Below are 23,939 nucleotides of genomic sequence, written 5' to 3'. Positions count from 1 at the left end.
CTTGGACTTCGACCAGAGGGGGTTTGTCCGAATTGAAGACACAAGAGTCAGGCGGACCGGATGGCGCCGATGAGAGGAGCACGGGGCGGAAGACCCCGTTGCAGGAGATCTCCATGAATCGAATCATTCTCGCTGATAACCAGGTCATCTTTCGTGCGGGCGCTGCCAGGGTTCTGGCGCTCGAAGAAGATATGCGAATCGTCGCGCAATGCGAAGATCTGCCCAAGCTGCTGAGCGCACTCGAGAGTCTGCGAGGCGCAATTATTCTCGTGGCATCCAGCCTTCATCCTGATGTGCAAGCACTTACCGGTCGTGCTCGCACGGTAGGCAGCCGCATCGTCCTGATTGCGGAGAACACTGAACACGTCTCGGACGAGGTCGCATCCGTAGTGGACGGTGTGGTCTGCCGCAATATCGCCGGAACCGATCTCTCCGATGCCGTCCGCCGCGTCGCCCGCGGGCAGCGCTACATGCAGCGCGCCAATGTAACCGCCATCCACTCGACGGACAGCGTCGGAACCCGGGTTCGGGACCGGCTGACTCCAAAAGAGATGCAAATCGTAGCCCTGATCGTGCAGGGCTGTAAAAACAAGGAGATAGCGGTTCAGCTCGGCACCAAGGAGCAGGTAATCAAAAACTATCTGCGCGGCATCTACGACAAGACCGGAGTCTCGGACCGTCTGGAGCTCGCCCTGTTCACGATTCATCATCGCGTGCTGGCGGAGGCCGCGGCGAAGGCAGGGAACCTGATTGAGATGAAGAGCGCGTAACCGCACCGCAATAAAAAATGCCCGTCATCTGACGGGCATTTTCTATGGGCCTGATTTCTACAGGCCGCCCATCTGCTCTGCCTGCTTCTCGGCCGCCTCGCTGGCGTACCCGATCTTCTCGCCGATGCTCTTTGCCTGCGTAAAGAGAAGAAGATAGTCCGGACCACCCGCCTTTGAGTCGGTTCCGCTCATATTGAAGCCACCGAATGGGTGAGCTCCCACCATGGCGCCGGTCGACTTGCGATTGAAGTACAGGTTTCCGACATGGAACTCCTCCCGCGCACGGTCCAGCTTCTCGCGCGATGAGGAATAGACCGAACCGGTCAGGCCGTACTCCGTGTTGTTTGCGATACTCAGGGCTTCGTCGAAGCTTCCTGACTTGATGACCGCCAGCACCGGGCCGAAGATCTCCTCCTGGGCGATGCGGGATGTCGGGCTGAGGTCGGCGAAGACCGTTGGCTGAATGTAGTAACCACTATCCGGCGTTTTGATGGTTTCGCCTCCAGCGAGCAGCCGACCCTCAGTTTTGCCGATCTCGATGTATCCCAGAACCTTCTTGAAGGCCTTCTCGCTGATGACTGGACCCGTGTAGACGTTCTTCACGGGATCGCCGGTCTGGAGTTGTTCGACGCGCGCCTGCAGGCGATCGCAGAAGGTGTCGTAGATGTTCGCATCCACGATGGCGCGGGAGCAGGCTGAGCACTTCTGCCCGTTGAAGCCGAAGGCGCTGGCGACGACTCCTTCAATCGCGGCGTCGAGGTCTGCGTCGCCTTCGACGATGATCGCGTCTTTTCCTCCCATCTCGAGGATGGTGCGCTTGATGAACCTCTGTCCCGGCTGCGGGCGTGCGGCGCTCTCATGAATTTCGAGCCCGACTGCTTTGGATCCGGTGAAGGCGATGAATCTTGTCTGCGGGTGAGCGACGATCGCGGAGCCGAAGCCCGAACCTTCGCCTTGGCAGAGATTCACAACTCCATCGGGAAGACCGGCCTCTTCGAGGAGGCTCAGGAAGCGCGCTGCGATTGTCGGTGCGTCAACCGATGGTTTAAGGATGACGGTGTTGCCGCAGACGATGGCGGCGGCGGTCATTCCGGCCATGATGGCGAAGGGAAAGTTCCATGGCGGGATCACGGCTCCGACGCCGAGCGGAAGGTAGCGGAGCTGGTTGCGCTCGCCGGGAAACTGGATCGGGGGCTTTGCGGCGTCCAGCTTGAGAGCTTCGCGGCCGTAGAACTCGAGGAAGTCGATGGTCTCGCCTACGTCAGCGTCAGCTTCTGCCCAGTTCTTTCCGACCTCGAAGACGAGCCAGGCGCAGAACTCGAAGTTCCGCTCGCGGATGAGGTCGGCAGCGCGGAAGAGCAGGGCAGCACGCTCGGCGGCGGGCTTTCTGCTCCAGGCGGGGAAGGCAGCGAGTGCGGCTTCCATGGCCGTTTCGGCGAGATCTGCTTCGGCGCGCTGGTGGATCCCGACGACCTGCGCCGGGCGGGCAGGATTAGTGGAGATGATCTTGCCATCGGTCTTGAGGCGCTTTCCGCCGATCACCAGGTCGTACTCGCGGCCCAGCATCGACTCTACATCGGCGAGCGCGGCTTCCATGGCCCGTTTGTTTTCGGCTACAGTGAAGTCGATGAACGGCTCGTTGACGAAGGGCGTCAGGGTCGTGCGCTGAGGGGCAGCGGAGGTGAGGTCAGCGGTTGCCATGCCTCATTCTACTGCTGCGGGCAAGAAGAGCGACGAGCCCACCCACCCCCATGTATTTTGCGCAAATCCTGGAAAGGTTGCACTTAGGTCCGGACCTTCGATTTTACGGTTCTTGAAATCCGGCGTCGCTCGGGTAGGAGAGGTTGTTCTTTTAATCTTAGCTGCTGAGGCAGTATGATTCGGCAGCCGTAGTCCATTGATGTTGTTAGAGATGCGAGTTTTGGGGCTTGACAGCGTCTGCAGTGAAGGTTTGATTTAGAGGACGTTGTCCTTTGTCCAGCCAAAGAGAGCCGCGGCGGCCGAAAAACCCATCAGGATCCATGTGGGTGTGGTGACGCAGCTGAATCCCGTGCAGGGCTTGGCCGATGAGGCGCCGTGCTGGGAGGCGTTGATGGAGGTAGCGGTGCCCAAGCCGATTGAGAGGAGAATGGCGACGAGTGAGATCTTCGCTTTTCTGGTTCCCATGGCCTTGAAGAGGCGGTAGCGAGTCTCAGAGACGCGCCGGAATCGGCCTGGGGCGGCTGACACCATGCTTCCATGCAGGATCACGTTGTCCCGATTGATGAGGTTATTGATCTTCGTCGTTGCCGTAACGGCGACGTAGTAGGTTTTGCTGCCGACCTGGACAAAGATCTTCGAACCTGTCTCGGCGTTGATGGTGTTCTGGTCCGTGAGGATGGCGTCGCCTTCGGCTACAGAAGGGCGAAAGGAGATACTGCACTCGCGTCCGGGGAAGAGGGTGAGCATACGTTATGCGCCTGAGATCTCAAGCGTCGCCTCCTCGAGGCGCTTGCGAAACTCCGTTACACCGGATGCCTGTTCGAAGGCGGCAGCCGCAATCTCACGGGCTCGCCGATCCATCTGGTACGGCTCGAAGGTATTGCTGAAGTATTCGTCGAGGCGGCTGCGGATCTCGTCGCGGATCTCTATGCGGAGTTGGCTGTAGGCGTGGAGAAATTCGTCTTCGGTGGGGCCGGGTTTGACTGGCTGCTGCGGGCCATCGCCTCCTCCGCCGTGGCGCTTGATGCCGGGGCCGACACAGAGAGCGCACTGGTACTCGTCGGGAGTCTCGTGGCGAAAGCCGTGTCCGGTGCAAACGGCGATGCCGCAGACTTTACACAGACCCCAGCATGCATTGAGCGGCGAGACGCGGCCGAGGATGAACTCCATGCGCGGCTCGGGACCATCGCAGATGTAGCAGGAGAGATCCATGGCTGCGGATCATACGCTGAGCCCTGTACGGAGGCAAGAATTTTGCTGTGGTGTTTCGGCGGGCGCGAGGTTGGATGAGGCGGTGGGAGCGGTCGTTGGGTCGCTTCGTCCTTCGGACCTCGCTACGGTCTTCGGGGTTTTCACACGGCTGAAGCCGTGTGCTTAACGAGGCGGTTCGCGCGTTGCGCGAATGGCCCACTCATGCGATGGACTGCATGAATGGGGCACCCATGGACGTGGGTTCCCGAATGTGTGGGCCACCCGACCGCGACACTTCCTACGGCTAAAGCTGGATGCTTACCGAGGCGGCGGTTCGCGCCTCCGTGCGGTGGGCTAGTCATGCGATGAACTGGATGAAATGGTCCACCCATCATCGGCGCGTATCCTACCCTGAAAGGGGGGACGATGGCTGCGATTCCGAATGATGATTTGAGCAGAGAGCTGGTGGTGCGCGGGGTAGAGGATGCTCTGCATCTGGGGGTGGCTGGCGACACGTATACGGTGTTGCTGCGGGGTGAGGATACGGCAGGGCGGTACTGCCTGATCGACATGCATGTTCCTCCGGGAGGAGGGCCTCCGCCGCACCGGCATGATTTTGAGGAGACGTTTACGCTGCTCGAAGGAGAGCTGGAGTTTACGTTTCGCGATGGCAAACGCATCGCTAGAGGGGGAGAGACGGTGCATATTCCTGCGAACGCTCCACACCGGTTCGAGAACGTGGGCAAGGCAGCGGCGCGGATGCTGTGTATCTGTTCGCCTGCGGGGCAGGAGAGATTTTTCGAAGAGGTAGGGGTGAAGGTGGGAAGCTCGACGGAGCCTCCTCCGAGGCTGGAAGGGGCGGAGTTGGAAGCGGTGCAGAAAAAGGCTGTAGAGTTGGCGCCGAAGTATCGGACGGAGATGCTGTGAGAGTGTCGTCTGCGTGCCCACGTCTCAGAAGCGAGATGTGGGGCACGCAGACGACACCCGGTTCGGTTGATAGCAGCGGAGAGTACGCCCCGTTTGGGTTCGACAGATTAGAGAGTCGCTTCGTCCTTCGGACGTCGCTCCGGCCTTCGGCAGAGTGGAGCGCCGCCTTGAGCGGCGGGGTTTCACACGGCTGAAGCCGTGTGCTTAACGAGGCGGTTCGCGCGTTGCGCGAATGTCCCACTCATGCAATGAGGCCGCATGAATGGGGCACCCGGGAATAGTTTGAGTTACTGCGATATTTGTTTCTACGGTGACGGCGCCACGTTTGCTTGTCTTCCATTGCAGGAAGCTGGACCATTTCCAGTCTTCGGGCTGGGCGACGAGTTCGCGTTTTACCGGATTGCGATGGATGTAGCGGAGCTTCTCAACTCGTTTGTCATCGGTGTACACGTTGAAATCGTAGTATCGCTTCTGCCAGAGACGGATTCGTCCCTGTTGTATGGAGACGGATAACTTGAGGGCCTGAATGGCTGTGGCGAGGAGAGTTTCGTCTGGTTCACTTACAAGCAGGTATACATGTTCGGGCATCACTACATACCCGTGTACGACGAAGTCATAGCGTCTGCGCATTGTCTCAAGAGAGTGTTCAAACAGGTCGCGTGTTTCAGCATTTCCAAGATAGGCAAGACGCTGGTGACAACTGAATCTTATGAAGTGGAGATGACATCCAGTCTTCTGGTACCGAACGAGACCCTTGGTCATGACTGACATCTTACTTCCCACCTCTCAGAAGCGAGACGTGGGGCACCCGGCACCCAGCGTTCGGATGGGGTTCCTACAAATTCGAGATTTCAAGAGTTCCGCAATCGGGGGGACAGCGACGCTTTTCAACTGGAATACCAATTGAAGAATCGTCCGGCAGAGAACGGATCATTTCGAAATCAGATTGCTGTGCTCTCAACTCGCGCTCGACCAAAGGGTCAGAATAAATTTTGAGTTCGTCCGCATCAGCGTAGGTATCTCCATCGCGTTGCTCCACGAACATGTACACGGTATCACGGCATAGACGAGCAACCTGAACGCAGTGTTCGGTATTATCGTCGAGGCAGTAGTTGAAGGATTCGAGGATCACCGAAGCTGCATCAAGAGCAGCTGAAGTGTATGCCGAGCTGAATTTCTCTGTATCGGGCGTAACCTCCTTGATCCGTCGCTCGAGCGTTCTAAGCCGATGATTGTCGATAGACCCACTGTAGTTCCAGAGAGCTTGCAGTCCGTCATAAAGTGTTGGAGGATGGCCCCATCCAGTTTCCTGATAGAAGCGGAGATAGTTTCCGAACTGCCGTTCACAAGTGGCCGCCAAGAAGCTAATCCTCTTCGGGCGATCAACCTGAATCAAAAGGCTTGGCAATTCGGATAACCACCTTTTGAAGGGCATATCCTGATTCGGCTTAGTCCAGCTTCGCATGGAAAGAGGTGCTCCTTCGTCGGTGAACTTATCTCTCATCGATGCTCAGCCAGAGCTTCAGTCTGTTTTGACATCTTTGCGGTGCGTTCGAGCTTGTCCCAGCTGAAGGGTTTGCCGTCGATGGCTCGCTTGATGGTCTTGAAGAGGACGATGGAGAAGACCTGGCGGTAGGTGAAGCGCTGGATCCAGATGTGGACCAGGAGCCACGCGTCGCCGCGGCTGGCGGGGTGTTTGCGTTCGAGCGCGAAGGCCAGGGCCGAGGTGAGGAAGTCGATCACCAGGAAGGCGATGAAGAAGACGAGAAGCTTGTGGAAGCTGGCCGCGGAGGCTGACTCCGGGTGGAAGTGTTTGTCGATGAGGTAGTTGATGACGCCGACGAAGAACATGAGATCGATGAGGGGCGAGACCAGCGGCAGAAGGATCTGGAAGATGAGGATGTTGGGCAGTGCGAAGAGGCCCATGGCGAGGTGTTTGGTGATGGCTCCGCGATGTTTGAAGATGGCCTGGAGGATGCCGAAGGACCAGCGGAAGCGCTGGCGCATGAGGCCGTTCATATCGACGGGAGCCTCGGTGAAGGCGAGGGCCTGGTCTTCGTAGATGACGGAGTAGCCCTGCTCGAGAACATTCATGGTGAGGTCGGCGTCTTCGGCGACGGTGTCGGGGTGGTAGCCTCCGCCATTGCGGACGGCGGAGGTGCGCCAGGCACCGATGGCTCCGGGGACGACCATGACGACATCGAAGAGATCCAACGCGCGGCGCTCGAAGTTCTGGCTGGTGATGTATTCGAGGGCCTGCCAGCGGGTCCAGAGGTTGACGCGGTTGCCGACCTTGGCGTTTCCGGCGACGGCGCCGATCTTCGGGTCGGCGAAGTGGCAGACGAGGCGGGTGATGGCGTCGTGCGCGATGACTCCGTCGGCGTCGATGCCGATGTAGATCTCCTCGTCGGTCTGGTTGAGGGCGAAGTTGAGCGCCTCGGCCTTGCCCCCGTTGGGTTTGGTGAGGACGGTGAGGCGGCCGGAGGCGATGTCGGCCGGGTAGGCTTCGTAGGCCACATCGAAGGTGCGATCGCTGGACCCGTCGTCGATGACGATGATGCGAATGTTCTTGTAGTTCGACATCATCACGGACCGGATGGTGCGGGCGATGACCTTCTCTTCGTTATAGGCGGGAATGAGAACGGCGACGCGCGGGTTGTAGTCGGGCGCGGCGTAGTTTCTGCGCGTTCGCAGACGGTCGATGAGCGCAAAGACACCGATGATGACGAGACGACCGCTCATGAGGATGTCGCCGACGAAGAAGACGGCCACGACGAAGTTGTTGAAGAAGCCGATGAGGAAGAAGGTGATGGAGTCGGCGCGCGCCTGCCAGCGCTGGTGCGGCGTGAGGGGAGGCATGACTTCGGCGCGGGTCTGCCGATGAGCTCGGAGACGGGGACGATCTGATAGCCATGCTGACGCAGCGTTGTGATGAGGATGGGCAGAGCGGCGACAGTGGCAGAGCGGTCGCCGCCGCCATCGTGCATCAGGATGATGGAGCCGCGTCGCCAGGGCTGGGTCTTCATGTCGGCCATCTGGGCAAAGACGCTGTCGGTGATCTCCTGCGGGGTCTTGCGGGGGTGCTCGTCCCAGTCGTTGGTGTCGATCTTGTTGCCGAGGATAACGTAGCCGAGGTTCTGGATGCGATCGAGGGGCGCGGCCTGATCGTTGGTGTCGGGCTCCTGGTCGATGGAGTAGGGCGGCCGGAAGTAGAGCGGCTGCACGCCGAGCTTGGAGCCGAAGAGGCGCTCGGTGAGGTTGAGCTCGAGGTCCACCTGTCGTTTGGAGATGTCGCTTATGTCGGGGTGGGTGAAGGTGTGATTGCCGATCTCATGCCCTTCGCGATAGATGCGCTGCATGATGCCGACGTTCTTCTCGGCCTCCTCGCCGATCAGGAGGAAGACGGCTTTGACGTCGTACTGCTTGAGGACGTCGAGGATCTTCGGGGTCCACTCGGAGTCGGGGCCGTCGTCGAAGGAGATGGCGACCTTCTTTGGATCGTAGCCATATTGGGTGACGGTGTAGGAGAGCGGGTACGACTCCATGGACTCCTGCACTACCATTCGATACTGCAGCGGGACGGAGTCGTCGTCGTCCATGGTCAGGTCGCGCGAGCCGTCCTGCGGCTTGCGGGTGATGCGCAGAATGTCGCCTTCGCCTTCGCTGTCGACGTCATAGCCTGGCGCAACGCGCGCGAGATCTTTTGCCGGGTCGGCGCGCAGGGGATAATCCCACACCTTCCACATGGAGTTGTCTTCCTGACCCAGCCGCCAGAGCGCGTAGGTCTGGATGCCGAGCTCGCGGGCAGCGCGCATCTCGTTGAGCACCGTGACGGCATCGAGGAACCAGACGTAGTGGCGCACATGAGCGTCGTCGTCGTCGTAGGCGAAGTGAACGTTCAGCGAGTCGTCATCGAGATCGATGTGCGAGTTGGAGTCGTAGGCCTCCTGCCAAGCCTGCTGAGTGGAGATGGTCGAGGCGGAGAGAACCTTCTCCGGGGCAGGCTTGTGGCCCTTGCGGGCGGGAGGAGGAAGCGTCGTCGTCCAGTCGTAGCCATAACTGGCCATCGCGCAGATGACCTTTTCTTTAGGAACGACTTTGAGAATGGCCTTGAGATTGTCGACGAACCAGTCCTGGGATGCGATAGGGCCGGGAGCGCTGCCCGATTCGTGCTCGTCGTAGTTCATCACGAGCAGGCCGTCGGAGTGGTCAGCGAGGAACTTTAGATCGAAGTCTTCGTCGTGTGCCGGGACGTTGACGTAGAGATGCAGATTGCGTGCGTGGAAGTCTTCGTAGAGGCCCGCGACGAGTGCCTTGAAGCCGGGTTGCGCCTCGGTCGGAATGTTTTCGAGATCGAGCGAGAGCCCGCGATAGTTGGGGTTCGCCGCGAGGAAGAGATGGATCTGATGGATGAAGTTCGCCCTGGCAGCGTCGCTCGTGAGGAACTTTCCTACTTCGGGGATGAAGTTGTTCTTCGCTGAGTCGTAGTTATTGACGAGCGGAAGGACGTCGACGTTCGCGTGGCTGTCCGCGATGACATTGGCGATCTTGTTTTCGCGATCGACCGGCACAACCCCGCTGTTGCTGATGATCTTGTAAGGCCGGCCGTCGATCGAGGAACCGGTCAGGGAGCCATCGGGGGAGGTGACGTGCAGCCACTCGGGGAAGAGAAGGTCGATCTGAGTGATGTGCTGGCGCAGCGAGGAGTAGCTGGCGGGATCGTCGTCTACATAGTAGGCGGCGCGCAGACCTTCACCGGAGTTGAGCGGAACCTCCGAGGGCTTGAGGTCAGTTTTGCGATGCGCGGAGCGACGAAACTTCTGATTCTTCTGGAGAAGCTGATTCGAAAGTGTCCGGTAGTTGCGCTTTTGGGCGGCAAGAAGCAGCTCGGGCAGCGGCTTCATGCGCATGAGGCCGATCATGAAGATGGTTGCAAGAACCAGTCCAGCCAACGCCAGAATGTCAAACAGAACTCGGAGGCGTTTCCATCGCTTGCGTTGCGGATCATAGAAAATCTGTTTCTTCATCGGGAGTTTGATGCGGGTCCGCGGTCGAGTCCAAGTTCCATCCTATGCAGCGGGCTCGATGCAGTCAACGCAGCCAGGGAGCAGGAGCGAAGGTTCACAGTATGATGCATTTGCATGCTAAATCCACGAAGAAGGGTCGTGCAGTTCTGGCTGCCGCTGGCGTTGGGATTCCTCCTGAGGCTGGTCTTCGTGCTGTACGCTCCTCGCATCGCGGGAGACACGCTGATGTACGGCGACATCGCGAAGAACTGGATGCACCATGGCGTGTATGGATTTGCCGATTCGCCCGATGGACCCGTTCCGACCCTGATCCGGCTGCCTGGCTATCCGTTGTTTATGGCTCTCTGCTTCCGTATCTTCGGAGACGACCAGTACAACGCTGTGATGCTGCTGCAATGCCTGATCGACCTTGGTACCTGCGTTCTGCTGAGCGACCTGGCAAGGAGGCTATTCGGTGGGCGCGCGGCCATCGTGGTGCTGTGGATGGCTGCCCTCTGCCCCTTTACGGCAAACTACGCGGCGTCTCCGCTGACTGAGACTCTTACCTTGGCGACCATCGTCGCCGCCTTTTATGGGTTAGAGCGCTGGAGGTCAGAGGGCGCTAGATGGAATCGCTGGCTCTGGCTCATCGCCGTGGCGCTCGCCTATTCGCTGTTGTTGCGGCCGGAACAGGGCCTGCTGGCGGCAGTGGTCGTTCCGGCGATGTTGTGGGTTACGGCAGAGGGAAAGGTTCAGATCCGGAGGGCTGGCCCGGCGCTGGCGGTGGCTCTTTGCGTGATACTTCCGCTGGTTCCCTGGACGATTCGCAACTGGAGGACCTTCCACGTCTTTCAACCGCTGGTGCCGAGGGATGCGGTTGATCCGGGAGAGCTGGTTCCGCACGGCTTCAACCGGTGGTATCGCAGCTGGGCTATCGATTTCGCCTCGACAGAAGATGTGTACTGGAACTGGAATACCTCGACCATCGACATTGGCGACCTCCCGACCCGCGCCTTCGACACGGACGAACAGTATGACCGCGTCAATGATCTTCTGAACGAGTACAACCAGACGTCCAACGCCACGCCGAAGCTGGATGCAGCTTTTGCTGCACTGGCGAAGGAACGTATCGAAGACGATCCCTTGCGGTACTACGTCGCTCTGCCCTTCGCGCGTCTTGTGAACATGATGCTGCGACCGCGGGTCTCGATGATGGAGATTGATCTGGAGTGGTGGAACTGGAGCAGGCACAGGGCCCAGACGGCGTTCGCGACTGCCTATGCTCTGCTGAACCTCGCCTATCTGGTGGTGGGCGCCGCAGGTCTGTGGCGATGGCGTCGGAGACGCTGGGACGGCTATGCTGTGCTGGCCTGGTCGACAGTAGCCTTCTTCCTGCTGCGCTGCGCACTGCTGTTGACGCTGGACAACTCCGAGCCCCGATACACGCTCGAGTTCTTTCCTCTGCTGATGTTATGGGCAGGCGCTCTCTTCCTGTCCCTGCCCGGCGCAAGAGAGGTTGAGAGTGTCCGCACAATTGCCTCCTGATCGACATCTCGGCGAGTGAAGAAGTTCTACCCTATGCCAAGGGAAACGCTGTTTCCATGGAGTCACCGGGGAATGATGGCTCGAAGTACATGCAACCCGCGCGACACCGGCCCGATCCGTCTGAGTCGCGAAAGCATGGACGGTATGATTGCCGTATGAGCGATGCTCCAAAACGAGCTTTGGTTACCGGTGGAGCTGGACTGATCGGGTCCCATATCGTCGATCGTCTGGTGCGGGAGGGCTGGCAGGTTCGCATTCTGGATAACCTTGAGCCCCAGACCCATAAGAATGGAAGGCCGGCCTGGATCAATCCTGAAGCTGAGTTCAGGTGCGGGATCGTACAGGACTACGAGACGATGCGGTCTGCGCTGACTGACATCGACGTTGTCTTTCACGAAGCCGCCTACGGTGGCTATATGCCGGAGATGGCGAAGTACGTCCTGGTCAACAGCTTTGGAACAGCTCAGATGCTCGAGATCATCCGGGACCATAAGCTGCCGGTTCAGAAGGTCGTTGTCGCGAGCTCCCAGGCCGTGTACAGCGAGGGAGCGGCGCACTGCGAGATCGATGGCCATGTGACCCCGTTGCTTCGGCCGGCAGAGCAGTTGCGTGCAGGGGACTTCCAGGTCCATTGTCCCAGATGCGGAAGACCAACCACATCGATTCCTACACCGGAGGGAACTCCTGGTGGTGGCGAGACGGTCTATGCGCTCACAAAGGTCGATCAGGAGAGGCTGGTGCTGTTGTGGGGCAAGCAAACCGGAATCCCAACAGTGGCCCTGCGCTATTCGTGCACCTATGGGCCGAGACAATCCCTGTTCAATCCTTACACCGGGGTCATCGCGATCTTTTGCACTCGTCTGCTGAACCGGCAGCCACCGGTTATCTATGAAGACGGAGGCCAGACGCGCGATCTGTGTTTTGTGGAAGACATCGCACAGGCCAATCTTCTGGTTGCGACGACCGATAAGCTTGATGGGCTTCCGGTGAACGTCGGCAGCGGACGGCCGACGAGTGTAAGAGAACTCGCGGGCATCATCGCGAAGCAACTTGGGATCGCGATCGATCCCATCGCGCGCGGCGAGTTTCGGCCGGGAGAGATTCGCTCTCTTATCTCCGACATCTCGCGGATTCGCACGATCGGCTATGAACCCAGCGTTCCGCTGGAAGAGGGCATCGGTCGATATATCGACTGGATCAAGACACAGGGAGCTGTTGAGGACTATTTCGCTAAAGCCGAAGCCGGACTCCGCGAAAAAGGCATCGTGCAGAACATCGCGAAGTAGCTAGGGACGGCGGGAAAGACCGATCCGGAACACGACTCCGAGGATGCGGGTGGCGGCCTTGATGGAGGCATTCAGGTTTCCGGAGACCTTGCTGATGCCTCCGATCCTGCAGCGGTAATCGACAGGTATCTCAACGATGCGCAGTTCGTGCTGGGCTGCGCGAATCTGCATCTCGAGATTCCATCCATAGGTCATCTCAGACATGGGCAGCTGATTGAAGCTGGACCGGCGAATAGCCCGGAAGGGTCCCATGTCGGTATAGCGGATGCCCTGGAGGATGCGAACGAGAGAGCCGACGAGGTGAGCTGCAAAGACCTGACTCGCCAGCATGGAGCCAGGCTGCGCATGCCCGCGTATTCGGGATCCCAGCACGAAGTCTGCTTTGTCTTCTTCTATTGGAGCCACGATGCGAGGAAGGTCGTCGATGATGTCGCTACCGTCTCCATCGAGGTAGACGAGGATAGTGCTGGTAGTGAGGGCGGCCTCTGCGCCGGCCTTGCAGGCCGATCCATATCCTCTGGGCGCATACACGACCCGGGCTCCTGCGTTGCGTGCAACCTCATCGGTGCCGTCGTTCGATCCGTTATCGACCACGATGCACTCTGCGATCTTCGACCACGGCATCGAGGCGACTACGTGACCGATCGAGTCGCGTTCGTTGAGTGCAGGGATGATGACAGAGATTCGGGATGGAGTCATGCGTTGTTGCCTTCGACCGGGACGCTGCGATGTCGCCGAAGACGAAGGAACATCTCAACCATCGCGGCGATGAGGACAATCGTATACAGAATGCAGTTCAGACGATATTGTGCCTCGGGAGTTCCTGCGCCGAGTGAGGTCGCCGAAAAGTAGAACAGCCCTAGCGTATAGGCGAAGACGGGAAGGTTGGGCAGAAGAACGAAAAAGGGGATCAGCCACGCCACGTACCAGGGATAGTGGGGAGAGAAGGCCAGCATCATGGCGAAGGCGAGAAACATAGCTCCTGGAAGGAACGAGGCCTGTTCCGGCAGATGGAAGGTCGTCGTCCAGAATGGAGCTGGATGTTGGGCGGGATTGCGGTTGCTGCTTCTCCAGACCCAGACTGCGAGGCCTGCCAACGCAAGCAACAGAACCGCGAGATACACAGGTACGGATATGTGCTGAAGACCGGGCAGGTGCTGAATGATCTGGAGCAGGAAATATCGCGAGCCGGACTCCATGCCTTCCTCATGAACATAGCCGCCGAGGAATCCGAAGACGAGGCTGCCCACACTCGCATAACAGGCGTATGCAAACACTGTAAGAGCGACAACTGTCGCAGGCATTCTGAGGTCTTTGCGCTGCCATAGTGCCGGAAAAAGGACTACGGGATAGAACTTGATCAGGATCGCCGCTCCAAGAAAGAGGCCGGTTGCAATCGGGCGTTGGCGAAACCGTGCAAGCAGAGCGAGCGCGATAAATGCCATCGCGGCAGAGTCCAGATGGCCAGAGCTGCCAATCTCCCAGACCAGGAGCGGGCACCAGGCGTAGAGCAGTATCTCTGACCTTCGCCGGCCGAGTGCGTGAAGCAACTCGACGAGCGCGTATACCGTGAGACCCTCGAAGAGGATCATCGCGAGCTTCATGAAAGTAACGGAGCCGTTGAACCAGGTGATGACGTAGAAGAGGAACTGAGCGACAGGCGGATAGATGGTGTGAGCGTAGTCGCGGCGGTTGATGTGATCGAAGAGATTCTGATTCGGGCTGCGAAGAAAGGCGAGGGCGGGGTCGCCGGGAACGTAACGATAGGGAGAGATGTGCGCGTGTTGCACGACACCGTCCCAAGCATAGCGGTAGATGTCCGACGACATGAAGGGCTCTGGTATAAGGGTGACCACGCGGAAGGCGATCCCGAAGCCGATGACAAGTGCGAAGGTAAACCGGTCGGTGGGTAGCTTGAGAATGACTGCCGCTGCAAGCGCATAGAGAAGGACAGACCAGCCCGCGACGCCGGAGAATCCGATTGTGAAGTGATGAAATTCCAAGATGAGCTGGCGGGAAAGACCCAGCACTCCGAGTCCGAGGACGGAGAGGATCGTGTTGGTGATCCAGGGACGGCTCTTCGGCCAGAGGGGAAGCTGGTTCAGCTTCACGCGCATCCGTCCATCTGCTCCAGAAAAGACCGGGTATGTCCCGCAGAAAAACCGCGAACCGAGGTGAATTCCGGCCGGAGATCGTTGAGTAGCTCCGCTTTCAGGATTGCGAGTGTCGCCGCGTCATCCACGTCGTACCAGAGCGGCAGCGTGACGAGCTCGACGCCGATCTCACGAATCGCTGCTACGGTCTCGTCGAAGACGCTGGCTGTGCTCCAGGTGATGTTGTCGAAGACTTCTTTATGTGCCTGCTTCATGCCGATCAGATAATAGCCGCCGTCCTGCGACGGTCCAAGTACGATCCGATTGCCGGGCCGGTGTAACGCGTCGACGGCCATCGCGAAGGCTTCTCTCGGGACTGTAGGAGAATCCGAATCGATGAGACAGACCGACGAAAATCCGCATGCCAGGAGATCCTGTGCTGTCGTCAGGAGGCGCTCTCCAAAGCCATCGCCGCGCTGCGCAACGAGGCGATATCCAGCGGGCAGCAGGCCTTCGAAGAGGTGCTCCTCGCCCAAGGGAGTGTAGGAGATCACACCCATGCACTCCGCCTTGGCGGCGAGATTTGCGATATTCTCTGTCGTGTCCCGCAGGAAACAGGTGTTGATTGCGGCAGCCTGCTCCGGCGTCAATGGAGGGGAGAGGCGCGTCTTTACCTTGCCTGGACGCGGTGCTTTCGCCATGATGGCCAGCGCGCAGAGGGACTGGAGCGATGCATCCGGCATCGCAGGATCGAGAATCGGATAAGGCACTAGGCGACGCTCCGGGAGGTGTTGGAAACGCTTCCGCACTGGTGTTGCTCAGAACGAGCGCATATGTCGTGTGCATCTGCGCTCTTCTCGCAGATAGCGCATTGATAGTCACCAAACATCCTGATCGACACATCCTTCCATGGCTGCGTGTGGATGAGGTTCTCGAAATCCTGGGCGGCGAGAATCTCGGCGGTCTGCGGGATCATCTGCCGACGCGAGGGACAAGTGAAACGATTGACCACTCGCATCAGCGAGATAGGGATTTGTGTCTTAAAGCTGGCAGTTGGCTCGGCAAGAAAGAGGCGTCCACCCGGCTTCAACACGCGGAACATCTCCGAGATCACGGCGCTCCGATCAGCCACGACCAGCAGCAGGCGGGAGCTGACGACAGCATCGACCTGTTTCATGTAGGAAGAGAGCTGTTCAACGTCACCTTCTACAAACCGGCAGTTCGTCAGCTCATCGGAGCAGGCTCGTCCCTGAGCCCAGGAGATCAGACGCGTGGATTGATCGACCCCGCAGACCCGCAACGAGGGAAAGCGCTGCGCGAGTCGGCGGGCATAGAAGCCAGGTCCACAACCGACTTCCAGAACGGAGATCGATTGTGAATCGACCCCGTCGGGGAACAGTGCGTGCGCAATCTCTTCGGTGTGGTCACGAAAGAGACGTTCACGGCAGAACGCATACAGCCAGGCGCAGTTGTCAAAGAGATTGCCTGTCTCCGACTTGTTTTCGGTTCTGGTTAGACTGACCGCGCCATCATTCATGCTTTGGTTCGCCCTTCCCAGAGTTTCTGTTGCGCGGTTTACAGTCCGGCATACCAGTCATAACCGAGTTTGGTCCAGTAGTCATCGGGCTTGCTGTTGGTGTAGCTGATCAGTCCAATCCGTTTGATCTGCTTATACCCATATTTGGTTGGCATGTGCAGGCGCAAAGGCGAGCCGTGATACTGCGTTAATGGCGCTCCCATCATCTCGGTCACAAGAAGCGTTTGGGGATGACGACAGACCTGAAGATCGTAGCCAGTATAGTAATCGCCATCCGGTGTCTCCATGTAAACGTACCTCGGTTCTCTTCCGCGGATCGGCGCGGGGGGATAAGCCTCGATAAAGTCGGCCATGCGAACGCCGGCCCAATGAACGATCTGGCTCCATCCTTCGATGCATTTGAACTGTGTCACGAGTTCATGGCGGGGCAGTTTAAGAATGTCCTCCATCGTAAGCAACAGGCCAGGTGTCCCCTCGGGAAGGGTAGAGCGGCTCTCTCCGGCCTCTTCTTTGCCGCGAGGCATTCGGCCACTGCGGTTCTCTCGTTTCTTCTCCTGCTCGACCATTGAGAGCGGCGGCATCTTCTCGGACGTGTTGGCGGACGGCGGGGGGGTCTTGGTATCGTGGCCCTGATCTTCCGGGGAGCCGTCGTCGGTGTAGACGTACTGCCAGGCCGTGACATCGCGACTGTATCGAGGATGGGAGGGCGGGGCAGAGGAGCCCACAAGCTGCAGACGATAGCTCGCTGGTTCGAGCATCTTCTTCAGCCCATAGACTCCGTTGACGCGGAGATTCTCAGACCGGGACAGAGGATACGTCGGGCTGAGAGCGCGATCGTTGAAGAGAGCCCGCGAGATGGCGGCATTCGTCTCGAACGCCTTCCGGTATCCAGCTGGCTGCATCCCCTTTCCAGGCAGATGCTCCAGCCAGTGGTAGACCCCGTACCCGGCCGCTGCTGCCGCACCTGCGACGACGAACGAGCGACGAGTGCGGCGTCGCGACTCCGCAAGGGCGGTTTCGTTTGCCTGATCGAGGGCGGTTTGCGGATCTTCAGCATCTGAGTCGTCGGGGGATGACTGTGCCGGGGGTTGGTCTTGCAGCGACGATGGAACTCCTGTTTCACCTTGCCTGCTGCCTTCTGCTCCGGAGGCGTCAGGCGGGAAAGAGTCATTCTCGTGCGCCATCTCCTCCGGATGCGCGAATGAGGAGTCGACGATGCCATCTTCTGGCGGGGATTCGACGTTTGAAGATTTCTGCTCCTCTGGCTCCGGCGTCACCATGACTTCCTTTCTGCCTCGAGGGACACATCGTCTTCGTTCTTGATCTCCAGCCCGCTCACCATGCTGCGGAAGTTGTTCCATCCGGCTAGGATGACCTGGACCACGTGCACCACGAAGAATCCCACAAAGCCCATGGTGATCCAGAAGTGTTCCCATCGTGCCATCTCGTATCCGCCGAGGATCGTAGTGAGCCAGTGCAACTGCGTCGGTTTGTAGATGGCAGCGCCGGTAGCGAGCATACCGAACCCCATGAGGATAACGGCCGTGTAGGCGATACGCTGGGCGGCGTTGTACTTGGTCTGCGGCGGTACTGTTTTTCGCAGGTGAAGATCGGCGAGAGTGACCTGAATGGCCTCGGACAGACTGCGTCGCTGCGGCAGAAGAAACCGCCACTCTCCCGAGAGCGCCAGAAAGATGACATAAGCCACACCGTTGGCGGCGAAGATCCACATGAAGAAGAAGTGGTGCCCCAGCCCCTGAGTCACGTGATACGGCGCATGGATGGCCTTCCAGAACCACTCAGGAAAGAAGCGAAACAGGGTGACCTTCCCAAGACCGATGCGGTAGATCGCGTGAGGGTGGCGGTAGGCGTTGTCCGAATCGTTCCAATAGATTAGGAGCCCGCTCCAGATCATGATGAAGAGGATTGGGAAGTTGATCCAATGCATCCATCGAATCGCAAGCGGGTGCTTGCGGTCGAGACGAAGCGGTGCGGACGATGGGGAACTTGGCTTCATGTTGTACAGGGTCTTCCGGGTAAAAGACGCCAGTTTGACCGTTTGAGTCCGTTCGCGTTCAAAGGTTACAGCGGTCGCGTTCTTTTGTGGAGTTATTTAACGCCGGCGAGGGAAGCCGTGCTGGGTAAACAGTTGAATTCCGGACGCAGGCTGCATTCTCTTGTCGCAGGCTCTCTACACGAAGAGCTTCCGGATTGGCAAAGTAACACGACGGAATTACGGTCTAAGTCGCAAGGAAAGCGAAAGACCATGAAGCTTGTCTCAGTCAGCGTTCCTCGCATATAAGGACTTGATCTGCTATTTCGATGAGTGCCTTGGGAATCGGTCAACTAAGAAATGGAACTTCCATTCGGTGTTTCGTCCAAAGGAAAACTTAGACGATCTTAAATGGTTACGAAGCAGTTCTTGCTATCTGAAGTAGGCGATTGACATAAGCCGGTGTCAGAGGGATTCGACGAGGGTGAATGCCTGTGGCGTCGTGGAAAGCCGCCGCGATCGCGGGAGGGCACACCGCGTTAGCGGCCTCTGAGCCTCCGCCGTAGCCTTTATCGTCACGCGAAATCTGCACAATCTTGATTTCGGGCATCTCGGCCATGGTGAGAATCTTGTAGCTGGACCAAAGGGTGCTGGTGATCTTTCCGGTGTCGAAAGTGACCTCTTCCTTGAGCGCTTCGCTGATACCCATGACAACGCCGCTTAGCATGCAGCGCTCGAGCTGGCGAGGGTTGATGATCTTGCCGGGGTCTGCACCGATCGTGAACTTCGTCACCTGGATGACGCCGGTGGAGGGCGTGACGATGATCTCTGCGATGCCAGCCCAGCAGGAGTTCTGACGAACCATGAGACACATGCCACGGCCGTGCAGTTGCTGTGCGTCTGCGCTGCTCGCGTTGGGATTTGGCGATGGTCGTGGCTCCCAGTCCGCGGCCTTAGCCGTTGCGCGAACCAGTTCGATGAGACGCTGATCGCTGGTGTGATCGAGGCGGAAGGCGATAGGGTCGATGCCTGTGGCGGCTGCGGCTTCGTTCAGTAGCGATTCCAGCGCGAAGTTCTGCTGGCGTTGACCAGGCGTGCGCATGATGAGTCCGCGCATGCCGATGCCGCTGGGTGAGTCCGCACCAAGGTTAGGCATACCGTAGACCTCTTCGCGACGATGCGCAATGCGGTCGTAAGGCCACTCGGTCGCGATCCAATAGCCGGGCTTGGGTTGGCTGGTGGGTGCGCCTGCCAGGATGGCGCCTACAATGCGAGCGTCGTTGGTTTGCGGCGAGTAGAAGGAGCTCTTGACCGCTGTAATGCGGTTATCGATATCGATGCCGCAGGTAATGTCTTCCACCCAGCCAGGAGAACTGGCCGACCACGCGAAGTCGTCCTGCAGCGTCCACTGCACGCGTATCGGTTTGCCTGTGATCTGAGAAAGGATCGCCGCATCGCCTTCGGCACCATCGCCCCCGAAGGTAGTGCGGCCGAACTGCCCGGCATGATCGAGCCAGCGCACGACAACCTTATCGACAGATGTTGAAAGCGTATTGGCGATCTGCGCTCGCAGGCCCTGAGAGTTGGCAGAGTGCGACCAGACGGTAACAGAACCGTCAGGACGAACATCCGCGACGGCGACGAAAGGACCGATGGGCGCGTGCTTGACGAAGGGCTGCTCGTAAGCCGCCGAGATCTGCTTTGCGGATGTACTAAGCGCAGCCGCTGTCTCTTCGATGCTGCCTCTGCCCTCGGAGGGAGCGGTCCATTTGTAGCTGCGAAGTGTCTCAGTGAGTTTGTCGCTGGTGGGAAGACCTGTCCACTCGGTCCATTTGGTGTCGGAGGCAACAACTTGCGATGCCGTTACGGCCTCCCACTCATTGGGGGAAACGACGGCAACTAGGTTCTTCTTCACGATAACCTGCGCATCGGGGAATCTCGCCTTATCGAGGTTGCCTGCGGAGATAAGTGTTGAACCAAGCGTAGGCGGACGCACCATACGGGCGTGCAGCATGTTGGGCAGAGCGACATCGCAGGTCCACTGAGTGCGGCCGGTGACCTTGTCGGGAATGCCAGGCATGGGATTTGAGGTTCCGATGATCTTGTACTTGCTCACCGGGCGCGTAGGAGGATTGCCCAGCACGACGAGTCCGTCGAGGCCGGAGACACCGTTCCATGATTTGGGATCGACGCTGGCGGGTTCGCCGGAGACGGGAATGGTGAGGTCAAGTCGCTGGTTGCGCACAAGCTCGGTGTAGCCGATCTTGTGTCCGTTTCCGGAGACCACACCATCTTCCACGGTAAGGGACTCAACAGGCGTGCGGAGCTTCTTTGAGGCAAGGCGCAGGAGTGCCTGGTAAGTATAGGCACCGACCTTGCGCAAGTTGTCGGCTCCCGTGAGGAAGCCGGCAGAGTACCCGCCGTCGGGTGTGCAATCGGTGTCGCCCATGATGAGCTTGATGATCTCCGGACGAACGCAGAGCTCTTCTGCGATGATCTGAGGGTAGAAGCCGCTCATACCCGTACCGATTTCGGTGCGGCCGGTGCGAACGACAATTGTGCCGTCGTCGCGCAGCTCAAGCCAGGAAGCAATGGAGATAGAGCGCGAGGGTCCAGCCTGCGATGCCTGCGCGCGGAGCCGTGGTGTGGCGAGTGAGACGATGAGCACACCTCCGGTCTGCAGAAAGCCACGCCGGGTCAGCCGAGGAAGAAGCGTTCGGGAGGATGGCGGGATCGAAGAGGGAAGCGCAATATTCATAACGATGCCTGATCAGGCTTTCATTACAGAGGAAGCTCGCTGCACCGCGCGGATGATGGCGGCGTAGGTTCCGCAGCGGCAGAGGTGGGGTGATGGAGGCTTGTTGGTATATGCATCCTTAATCTGCGCCACACTTGGCGTGGGATTAGTGGAAAGCAACTCGACGGCAGCGATCATCATGCCGCTCTGGCAATAACCGCACTGTGGCACCTGTTCGTCGATCCATGCCTGCTGTACAGGATGGAGTGGGCTGGAACCCGCAGCAGTACCTTTGCTCTGCGCCCAGAGTGAAGGCAGGCCTTCGATGGTAGTGAGTTTCTTGCCTGCAGCTGCGGCGGCAGGTGTGATGCAGGAGCGCACCTCTGTGCCGTCGACGAGAACGGCGCAGGCACCGCACTGGGCGAGACCGCAGCCATAACGAGGTCCGCTGAGTCTCAGCTCGTTTCTGAGGACATAGAGCAAGGGAGTCTCTGCTGCCGCCGTGACGACGCAGTCGTGTCCGTTGACATTGAGAGTTAGTTGGTCTGCCATGGGTTACGGTCCTTGAGCGAGCCAGCACTGCGAGACGCGGTTGCGACGAGATACCATGCGGGCCAGCTTAATGCCCAGTTGGGAAGCCATGCGCCCTTGCTGGTCCATGCCGGGATGGTCAGCACCGTGATGATTGCCGCTAGAAAGATGGCAGAGCGCAGACGGATATGAGCGAAGCGCAGACCGTGAGCAAGTCCCCAGGCTGCTGGAATCATGAACAGGAGAAGGCAGAGCCGTGAGAGTGATTCGATGCGAAAACGCGCGAGGCAGAAGGCGCAGGGCACGAACGAGAGCGCAACACTTATGCGAACAGTGCGGCGCGAGATCGATCCCATAACGAAAGCCCCGGTGAAGGACCACGCGACAAGCAACACGATATTCGAGAGCAGGAGGGCAAACCCCGGGCCCAAGGTGACCTGCGCCCCGTTGAGTACACACGCATTGATCCAGCGTTGACCAGACTGCGCGATCGAGACAGAGAGACCCATGAGCGTAAGGCTTGATGGGATGGCAAGACCAAAGGCGGCGAGCCATGGTCGCCAGCTCTTCCAGAGCATAATGCGGCGACGAAAGTAAAGATCCAGGATATCGGCGATGCTTCGCCAGTCATTGGCACCGAGCTCCGCGAAATCGCCGAGGACTGCTTCGCGCTCGTGCGGTGTGAGCAATCCCGAGACAGCTCGAAGCACACTCGATGAAAGGCTCATACCGTCCCCTTTCGACCTTCGACCGCCCAGGATGCCTTTCGGCTGACGCGGATGATCGCGTTGTAGAAATCCTTAGCGGCGCGAACGCCCTGTGGAGTGAGCCGCACCATTCGCTTGGCGCGGCCGCCACGCTCCGACGTGGCTTCCCCCATCCAGGTGGCAACCAGGCCTTTTGACTCCAGACGATCAATGGTGGTGTAGAGCGCACCGATGGAACAGCGTCGGCCAGTAGTGCTCTCGATCTGCTGACGAATAGCCGCGCCATAGGCATCGTCGCCAAGCGTCGCAGCGGCCGTAAGAAGTACGTATTCAAACTCACCGACCATAAGAACTACATTGTGGGTCTAATGGAGAGCGTTGTCAAGCATCACGAAATTGTTGCCTTCCTACCTGACGCAAGGTCAAGCGACTTGCAGGAAGTCACACTCACATCGGATTGGCGCAACCGCAGGTGGAGCTTCAGTTGGCGATGAGACGAAGCGGTACAGACGATGGGAGTTTGGCTTCCTGTTGTGCAGAGTCTTGTTAAGCCGCGGACTGCTGACCACGAGCGCGTTTCCGCGGGACTCACCGACTGGATGGCCCATTGTCGACAGCAGTAGATCGTTTGATCTTGATGGACATCGTGTGCCTTGGGACCGCATTCATGCCGGGCTGCGCCTTCAGAAAGGTGGCCGCCGCCGTATCGCTCTTGAGGTACGAATCCAGAAAAGCTTTCGTGTAGCGCATCACCAAGGAGTAGCCAACTAGACCGTCAGCACGATCGTAATCCGCTATCTGCTGATTCGGCAGCTCATGGTCCCAGAGCTCCGCATTTCGATAGGCGATGGAACAAAATTCTGGGTGGAATAGACCGAGCATGCGAATGGTAATCAGGTCACCTCGAACCCATTGATTCAGTACACTCGGTCCGTCCGCATGGAAGCGGCTATTAAGACGATCTTGATCTTCTAACGACTGATTGCCTTCTTCGAAATAGAGGAGCGGAATCGACATCTGATCAGGATGGACTGTCCCTGACGCCTTCACAAGACCCGGGAAATAGCGCTCGCTGCCGTCGAGGGAAACGAGTGCTTTGATGCGCTTGTCGCGGGACGCGGCAAACAAGTTCGACAGACCACCCCAGCTAAACCCGATGGCCGCTACCCTGGTCATGTCAGTGTCGGGCAGGGTGCCGGCGTAGGTAATCAAAAAGGACACATCACGAGCTTGAGCGTCCACTCCTGCCAGGTCGTGAGTGGATTCGACAGACTTTTCTCCCATACCGGGGCTGGCCAACACAACGTAACCATAGCTGGCGAGGTACCCGCACAAATCGGCGTTCTCCCATGCCATCGAGCTGAAGCTAGGAGCGTACACAACGACTGGATATCGCTCTTCCTGCATTGGAGCATCGCGCACAGCGAAGAGCGATTGCCCAGCAGAGGATTGCAACCAGGTCTTTAGCAGGTCTTGATCTCGCGTCTTTTGGGGTGCACCGAAGCTCACCTGGGTCGCCATTAGAGCCAGGTAGTCTCCCATCGTCATCGCAGGACGCGTAGTCTTCTGCGCCGGATACCAGACGAGGGTTTGCAGGGGTCGGGGGTGCTCGTTCTTTACCTGGGGATCAATCTTGCCAGCTTCCGGCCCGAAAGCTCGTCCCGGTCGTACTGCTCAACGACCTTGAGACCGACTGCATAGGGTCCATGCTCCACAGGGAAGCGGGTCGCGTAGTTCTCGCCGAGCGAGTCATGAAAACATCCAAGTGTCAGAAAAGCACAGAACGCCAGTTTGCGGAGCCACATTTCGAGTCCTTCTGTAGCTGGTTTCTGTGCTTTACGTTTCCTCGAATCTAAAAGTTCGGTCGAAGAGTGAAATAAGTACCGGAATCGACTTCACTGATCCGGCTGTAATC

General features: G+C 58.7%; 23 protein-coding genes. 4 read left to right on the top strand and 19 right to left on the bottom strand.

The window, feature by feature from the left end; genetic code table 11:
• Positions 1 to 113 precede the first annotated feature (113 nt).
• The gene (locus JAO29_RS21980) at positions 114 to 770 is read left to right on the top strand and encodes a response regulator transcription factor (RefSeq protein WP_334270422.1); all 657 of its coding nucleotides are present in this window, start codon (positions 114 to 116) and stop codon (positions 768 to 770) included.
• 57 nt (positions 771 to 827) lie between these two features.
• Here JAO29_RS21980 and pruA read toward each other — a convergent pair whose 3' ends face one another.
• From pruA to JAO29_RS21965, 3 genes are all read right to left on the bottom strand, one after another.
• Positions 828 to 2,471, bottom strand: a complete 1,644-nt coding sequence (gene pruA / locus JAO29_RS21975; protein ID WP_334270421.1) for an L-glutamate gamma-semialdehyde dehydrogenase — start codon at positions 2,469 to 2,471, stop codon at positions 828 to 830.
• Between the two features lie 255 nt (positions 2,472 to 2,726).
• Complete coding sequence (locus JAO29_RS21970; protein WP_334270420.1) at positions 2,727 to 3,218, bottom strand: hypothetical protein; 492 nt, start codon at positions 3,216 to 3,218, stop codon at positions 2,727 to 2,729.
• A gap of 3 nt (positions 3,219 to 3,221) precedes the next feature.
• Complete coding sequence (locus JAO29_RS21965; protein WP_334270419.1) at positions 3,222 to 3,683, bottom strand: hypothetical protein; 462 nt, start codon at positions 3,681 to 3,683, stop codon at positions 3,222 to 3,224.
• Between the two features lie 405 nt (positions 3,684 to 4,088).
• Here JAO29_RS21965 and JAO29_RS21960 point away from each other — a divergent pair, with 405 nt between their 5' ends.
• Positions 4,089 to 4,589, top strand: coding sequence for a cupin domain-containing protein (locus tag JAO29_RS21960; RefSeq protein ID WP_334270418.1), 501 nt, complete (start codon positions 4,089 to 4,091; stop codon positions 4,587 to 4,589).
• Positions 4,590 to 4,793: 204 nt separating this feature from the next.
• On the opposite strand, the gene JAO29_RS21955 is transcribed toward JAO29_RS21960, so the two are convergent.
• The 4 genes from JAO29_RS21955 to JAO29_RS21940 form a co-directional block, all read right to left on the bottom strand.
• Positions 4,794 to 5,351 (bottom strand): REP-associated tyrosine transposase, encoded by a 558-nt coding sequence (locus JAO29_RS21955; RefSeq protein WP_334270426.1) that lies wholly within the window; start codon positions 5,349 to 5,351, stop codon positions 4,794 to 4,796.
• Between the two features lie 73 nt (positions 5,352 to 5,424).
• The gene (locus tag JAO29_RS21950; protein WP_334270417.1) at positions 5,425 to 6,093 is read right to left on the bottom strand and encodes a DUF416 family protein; all 669 of its coding nucleotides are present in this window, start codon (positions 6,091 to 6,093) and stop codon (positions 5,425 to 5,427) included.
• Entirely contained in the window at positions 6,090 to 7,331 is a 1,242-nt protein-coding gene (locus tag JAO29_RS21945; RefSeq protein ID WP_334270425.1) for a glycosyltransferase family 2 protein, read from the bottom strand. The genes JAO29_RS21950 and JAO29_RS21945 overlap by 4 nt, the downstream gene beginning before the upstream one ends.
• A complete protein-coding gene (locus tag JAO29_RS21940) occupies positions 7,328 to 9,616 on the bottom strand; it encodes a polysaccharide deacetylase family protein (protein WP_334270416.1) in 2,289 nt (762 codons plus the stop codon). Before JAO29_RS21940 ends, JAO29_RS21945 begins: the two co-directional genes overlap by 4 nt.
• Before the next feature lie 138 nt (positions 9,617 to 9,754).
• Here JAO29_RS21940 and JAO29_RS21935 point away from each other — a divergent pair, with 138 nt between their 5' ends.
• Both JAO29_RS21935 and JAO29_RS21930 read left to right on the top strand, forming a co-directional pair.
• Positions 9,755 to 11,140 (top strand): ArnT family glycosyltransferase, encoded by a 1,386-nt coding sequence (locus tag JAO29_RS21935; protein ID WP_334270415.1) that lies wholly within the window; start codon positions 9,755 to 9,757, stop codon positions 11,138 to 11,140.
• Positions 11,141 to 11,295: 155 nt separating this feature from the next.
• Positions 11,296 to 12,426, top strand: a complete 1,131-nt coding sequence (locus JAO29_RS21930) for an NAD-dependent epimerase/dehydratase family protein (RefSeq protein ID WP_334270414.1) — start codon at positions 11,296 to 11,298, stop codon at positions 12,424 to 12,426.
• On the opposite strand, the gene JAO29_RS21925 is transcribed toward JAO29_RS21930, so the two are convergent.
• The 12 genes from JAO29_RS21925 to JAO29_RS21870 all read right to left on the bottom strand — a co-directional run bounded on the left by JAO29_RS21925 (position 12,427) and on the right by JAO29_RS21870 (position 23,829).
• Positions 12,427 to 13,125, bottom strand: coding sequence for a glycosyltransferase family 2 protein (locus JAO29_RS21925; protein ID WP_334270413.1), 699 nt, complete (start codon positions 13,123 to 13,125; stop codon positions 12,427 to 12,429).
• A complete protein-coding gene (locus tag JAO29_RS21920) occupies positions 13,122 to 14,543 on the bottom strand; it encodes a glycosyltransferase family 87 protein (RefSeq protein WP_334270412.1) in 1,422 nt (473 codons plus the stop codon). The genes JAO29_RS21925 and JAO29_RS21920 overlap by 4 nt, the downstream gene beginning before the upstream one ends.
• The gene (locus JAO29_RS21915) at positions 14,534 to 15,289 is read right to left on the bottom strand and encodes a TIGR04282 family arsenosugar biosynthesis glycosyltransferase (RefSeq protein ID WP_334270411.1); all 756 of its coding nucleotides are present in this window, start codon (positions 15,287 to 15,289) and stop codon (positions 14,534 to 14,536) included. Before JAO29_RS21915 ends, JAO29_RS21920 begins: the two co-directional genes overlap by 10 nt.
• On the bottom strand, positions 15,289 to 16,056 hold the full coding sequence (locus JAO29_RS21910; protein ID WP_334270410.1) for a class I SAM-dependent methyltransferase: 768 nt from the start codon (positions 16,054 to 16,056) through the stop codon (positions 15,289 to 15,291). Before JAO29_RS21910 ends, JAO29_RS21915 begins: the two co-directional genes overlap by 1 nt.
• Before the next feature lie 38 nt (positions 16,057 to 16,094).
• Positions 16,095 to 17,336 carry a molybdopterin-dependent oxidoreductase gene (locus JAO29_RS21905; RefSeq protein WP_334270409.1) on the bottom strand — a complete coding sequence of 414 codons (1,242 nt, stop codon included), beginning with the start codon at positions 17,334 to 17,336 and terminating at the stop codon, positions 16,095 to 16,097.
• Positions 17,330 to 18,073, bottom strand: coding sequence for a cytochrome b/b6 domain-containing protein (locus tag JAO29_RS21900; RefSeq protein WP_334270408.1), 744 nt, complete (start codon positions 18,071 to 18,073; stop codon positions 17,330 to 17,332). The genes JAO29_RS21905 and JAO29_RS21900 overlap by 7 nt, the downstream gene beginning before the upstream one ends.
• Positions 18,074 to 18,464: 391 nt before the next feature.
• Positions 18,465 to 20,807: a xanthine dehydrogenase family protein molybdopterin-binding subunit gene (locus JAO29_RS21895; RefSeq protein ID WP_334270407.1), complete on the bottom strand. Its 2,343-nt coding sequence runs from the start codon at positions 20,805 to 20,807 to the stop codon at positions 18,465 to 18,467.
• A 12-nt stretch (positions 20,808 to 20,819) separates the two neighbouring features.
• Positions 20,820 to 21,338, bottom strand: a complete 519-nt coding sequence (locus JAO29_RS21890) for a (2Fe-2S)-binding protein (RefSeq protein ID WP_334270406.1) — start codon at positions 21,336 to 21,338, stop codon at positions 20,820 to 20,822.
• Positions 21,323 to 22,045: a hypothetical protein gene (locus JAO29_RS21885; RefSeq protein WP_334270405.1), complete on the bottom strand. Its 723-nt coding sequence runs from the start codon at positions 22,043 to 22,045 to the stop codon at positions 21,323 to 21,325. The genes JAO29_RS21890 and JAO29_RS21885 overlap by 16 nt, the downstream gene beginning before the upstream one ends.
• On the bottom strand, positions 22,042 to 22,371 hold the full coding sequence (locus tag JAO29_RS21880; protein ID WP_334270404.1) for a PadR family transcriptional regulator: 330 nt from the start codon (positions 22,369 to 22,371) through the stop codon (positions 22,042 to 22,044). The genes JAO29_RS21885 and JAO29_RS21880 overlap by 4 nt, the downstream gene beginning before the upstream one ends.
• Before the next feature lie 241 nt (positions 22,372 to 22,612).
• Positions 22,613 to 23,545: a dienelactone hydrolase family protein gene (locus JAO29_RS21875; protein WP_334270403.1), complete on the bottom strand. Its 933-nt coding sequence runs from the start codon at positions 23,543 to 23,545 to the stop codon at positions 22,613 to 22,615.
• Positions 23,546 to 23,640: 95 nt separating this feature from the next.
• Entirely contained in the window at positions 23,641 to 23,829 is a 189-nt protein-coding gene (locus JAO29_RS21870) for a hypothetical protein (protein WP_334270402.1), read from the bottom strand.
• Positions 23,830 to 23,939 lie beyond the last annotated feature (110 nt).

This window comes from Edaphobacter sp. HDX4, from assembly GCF_036877565.1.
Classification (GTDB): Bacteria; Acidobacteriota; Terriglobia; order Terriglobales; family Acidobacteriaceae; genus Edaphobacter.
The sequence above is the reverse complement of the archived record's forward strand: the minus strand, read 5'-3'. Positions and strand labels throughout refer to the sequence as shown.

Bases quoted from the DNA above. Each gene is read 5' to 3' on its own strand.
- JAO29_RS21980 (WP_334270422.1), top strand. From the start codon at position 114: ATGAATCGAATCATTCTCGCTGATAACCAGGTCATCTTTCGTGCGGGC.
- pruA (WP_334270421.1), bottom strand. From the start codon at position 2,471: ATGGCAACCGCTGACCTCACCTCCGCTGCCCCTCAGCGCACGACCCTG.
- JAO29_RS21970 (WP_334270420.1), bottom strand. From the start codon at position 3,218: ATGCTCACCCTCTTCCCCGGACGCGAGTGCAGTATCTCCTTTCGCCCT.
- JAO29_RS21965 (WP_334270419.1), bottom strand. From the start codon at position 3,683: ATGGATCTCTCCTGCTACATCTGCGATGGTCCCGAGCCGCGCATGGAG.
- JAO29_RS21960 (WP_334270418.1), top strand. From the start codon at position 4,089: ATGGCTGCGATTCCGAATGATGATTTGAGCAGAGAGCTGGTGGTGCGC.
- JAO29_RS21955 (WP_334270426.1), bottom strand. From the start codon at position 5,351: ATGACCAAGGGTCTCGTTCGGTACCAGAAGACTGGATGTCATCTCCAC.
- JAO29_RS21950 (WP_334270417.1), bottom strand. From the start codon at position 6,093: ATGAGAGATAAGTTCACCGACGAAGGAGCACCTCTTTCCATGCGAAGC.
- JAO29_RS21945 (WP_334270425.1), bottom strand. From the start codon at position 7,331: ATGAGCGGTCGTCTCGTCATCATCGGTGTCTTTGCGCTCATCGACCGT.
- JAO29_RS21940 (WP_334270416.1), bottom strand. From the start codon at position 9,616: ATGAAGAAACAGATTTTCTATGATCCGCAACGCAAGCGATGGAAACGC.
- JAO29_RS21930 (WP_334270414.1), top strand. From the start codon at position 11,296: ATGAGCGATGCTCCAAAACGAGCTTTGGTTACCGGTGGAGCTGGACTG.
- JAO29_RS21925 (WP_334270413.1), bottom strand. From the start codon at position 13,125: ATGACTCCATCCCGAATCTCTGTCATCATCCCTGCACTCAACGAACGC.
- JAO29_RS21920 (WP_334270412.1), bottom strand. From the start codon at position 14,543: ATGCGCGTGAAGCTGAACCAGCTTCCCCTCTGGCCGAAGAGCCGTCCC.
- JAO29_RS21910 (WP_334270410.1), bottom strand. From the start codon at position 16,056: ATGAATGATGGCGCGGTCAGTCTAACCAGAACCGAAAACAAGTCGGAG.
- JAO29_RS21905 (WP_334270409.1), bottom strand. From the start codon at position 17,336: ATGGTGACGCCGGAGCCAGAGGAGCAGAAATCTTCAAACGTCGAATCC.
- JAO29_RS21900 (WP_334270408.1), bottom strand. From the start codon at position 18,073: ATGAAGCCAAGTTCCCCATCGTCCGCACCGCTTCGTCTCGACCGCAAG.
- JAO29_RS21895 (WP_334270407.1), bottom strand. From the start codon at position 20,807: ATGAATATTGCGCTTCCCTCTTCGATCCCGCCATCCTCCCGAACGCTT.
- JAO29_RS21890 (WP_334270406.1), bottom strand. From the start codon at position 21,338: ATGGCAGACCAACTAACTCTCAATGTCAACGGACACGACTGCGTCGTC.
- JAO29_RS21885 (WP_334270405.1), bottom strand. From the start codon at position 22,045: ATGAGCCTTTCATCGAGTGTGCTTCGAGCTGTCTCGGGATTGCTCACA.
- JAO29_RS21880 (WP_334270404.1), bottom strand. From the start codon at position 22,371: ATGGTCGGTGAGTTTGAATACGTACTTCTTACGGCCGCTGCGACGCTT.
- JAO29_RS21875 (WP_334270403.1), bottom strand. From the start codon at position 23,545: ATGGCGACCCAGGTGAGCTTCGGTGCACCCCAAAAGACGCGAGATCAA.
- JAO29_RS21870 (WP_334270402.1), bottom strand. From the start codon at position 23,829: ATGTGGCTCCGCAAACTGGCGTTCTGTGCTTTTCTGACACTTGGATGT.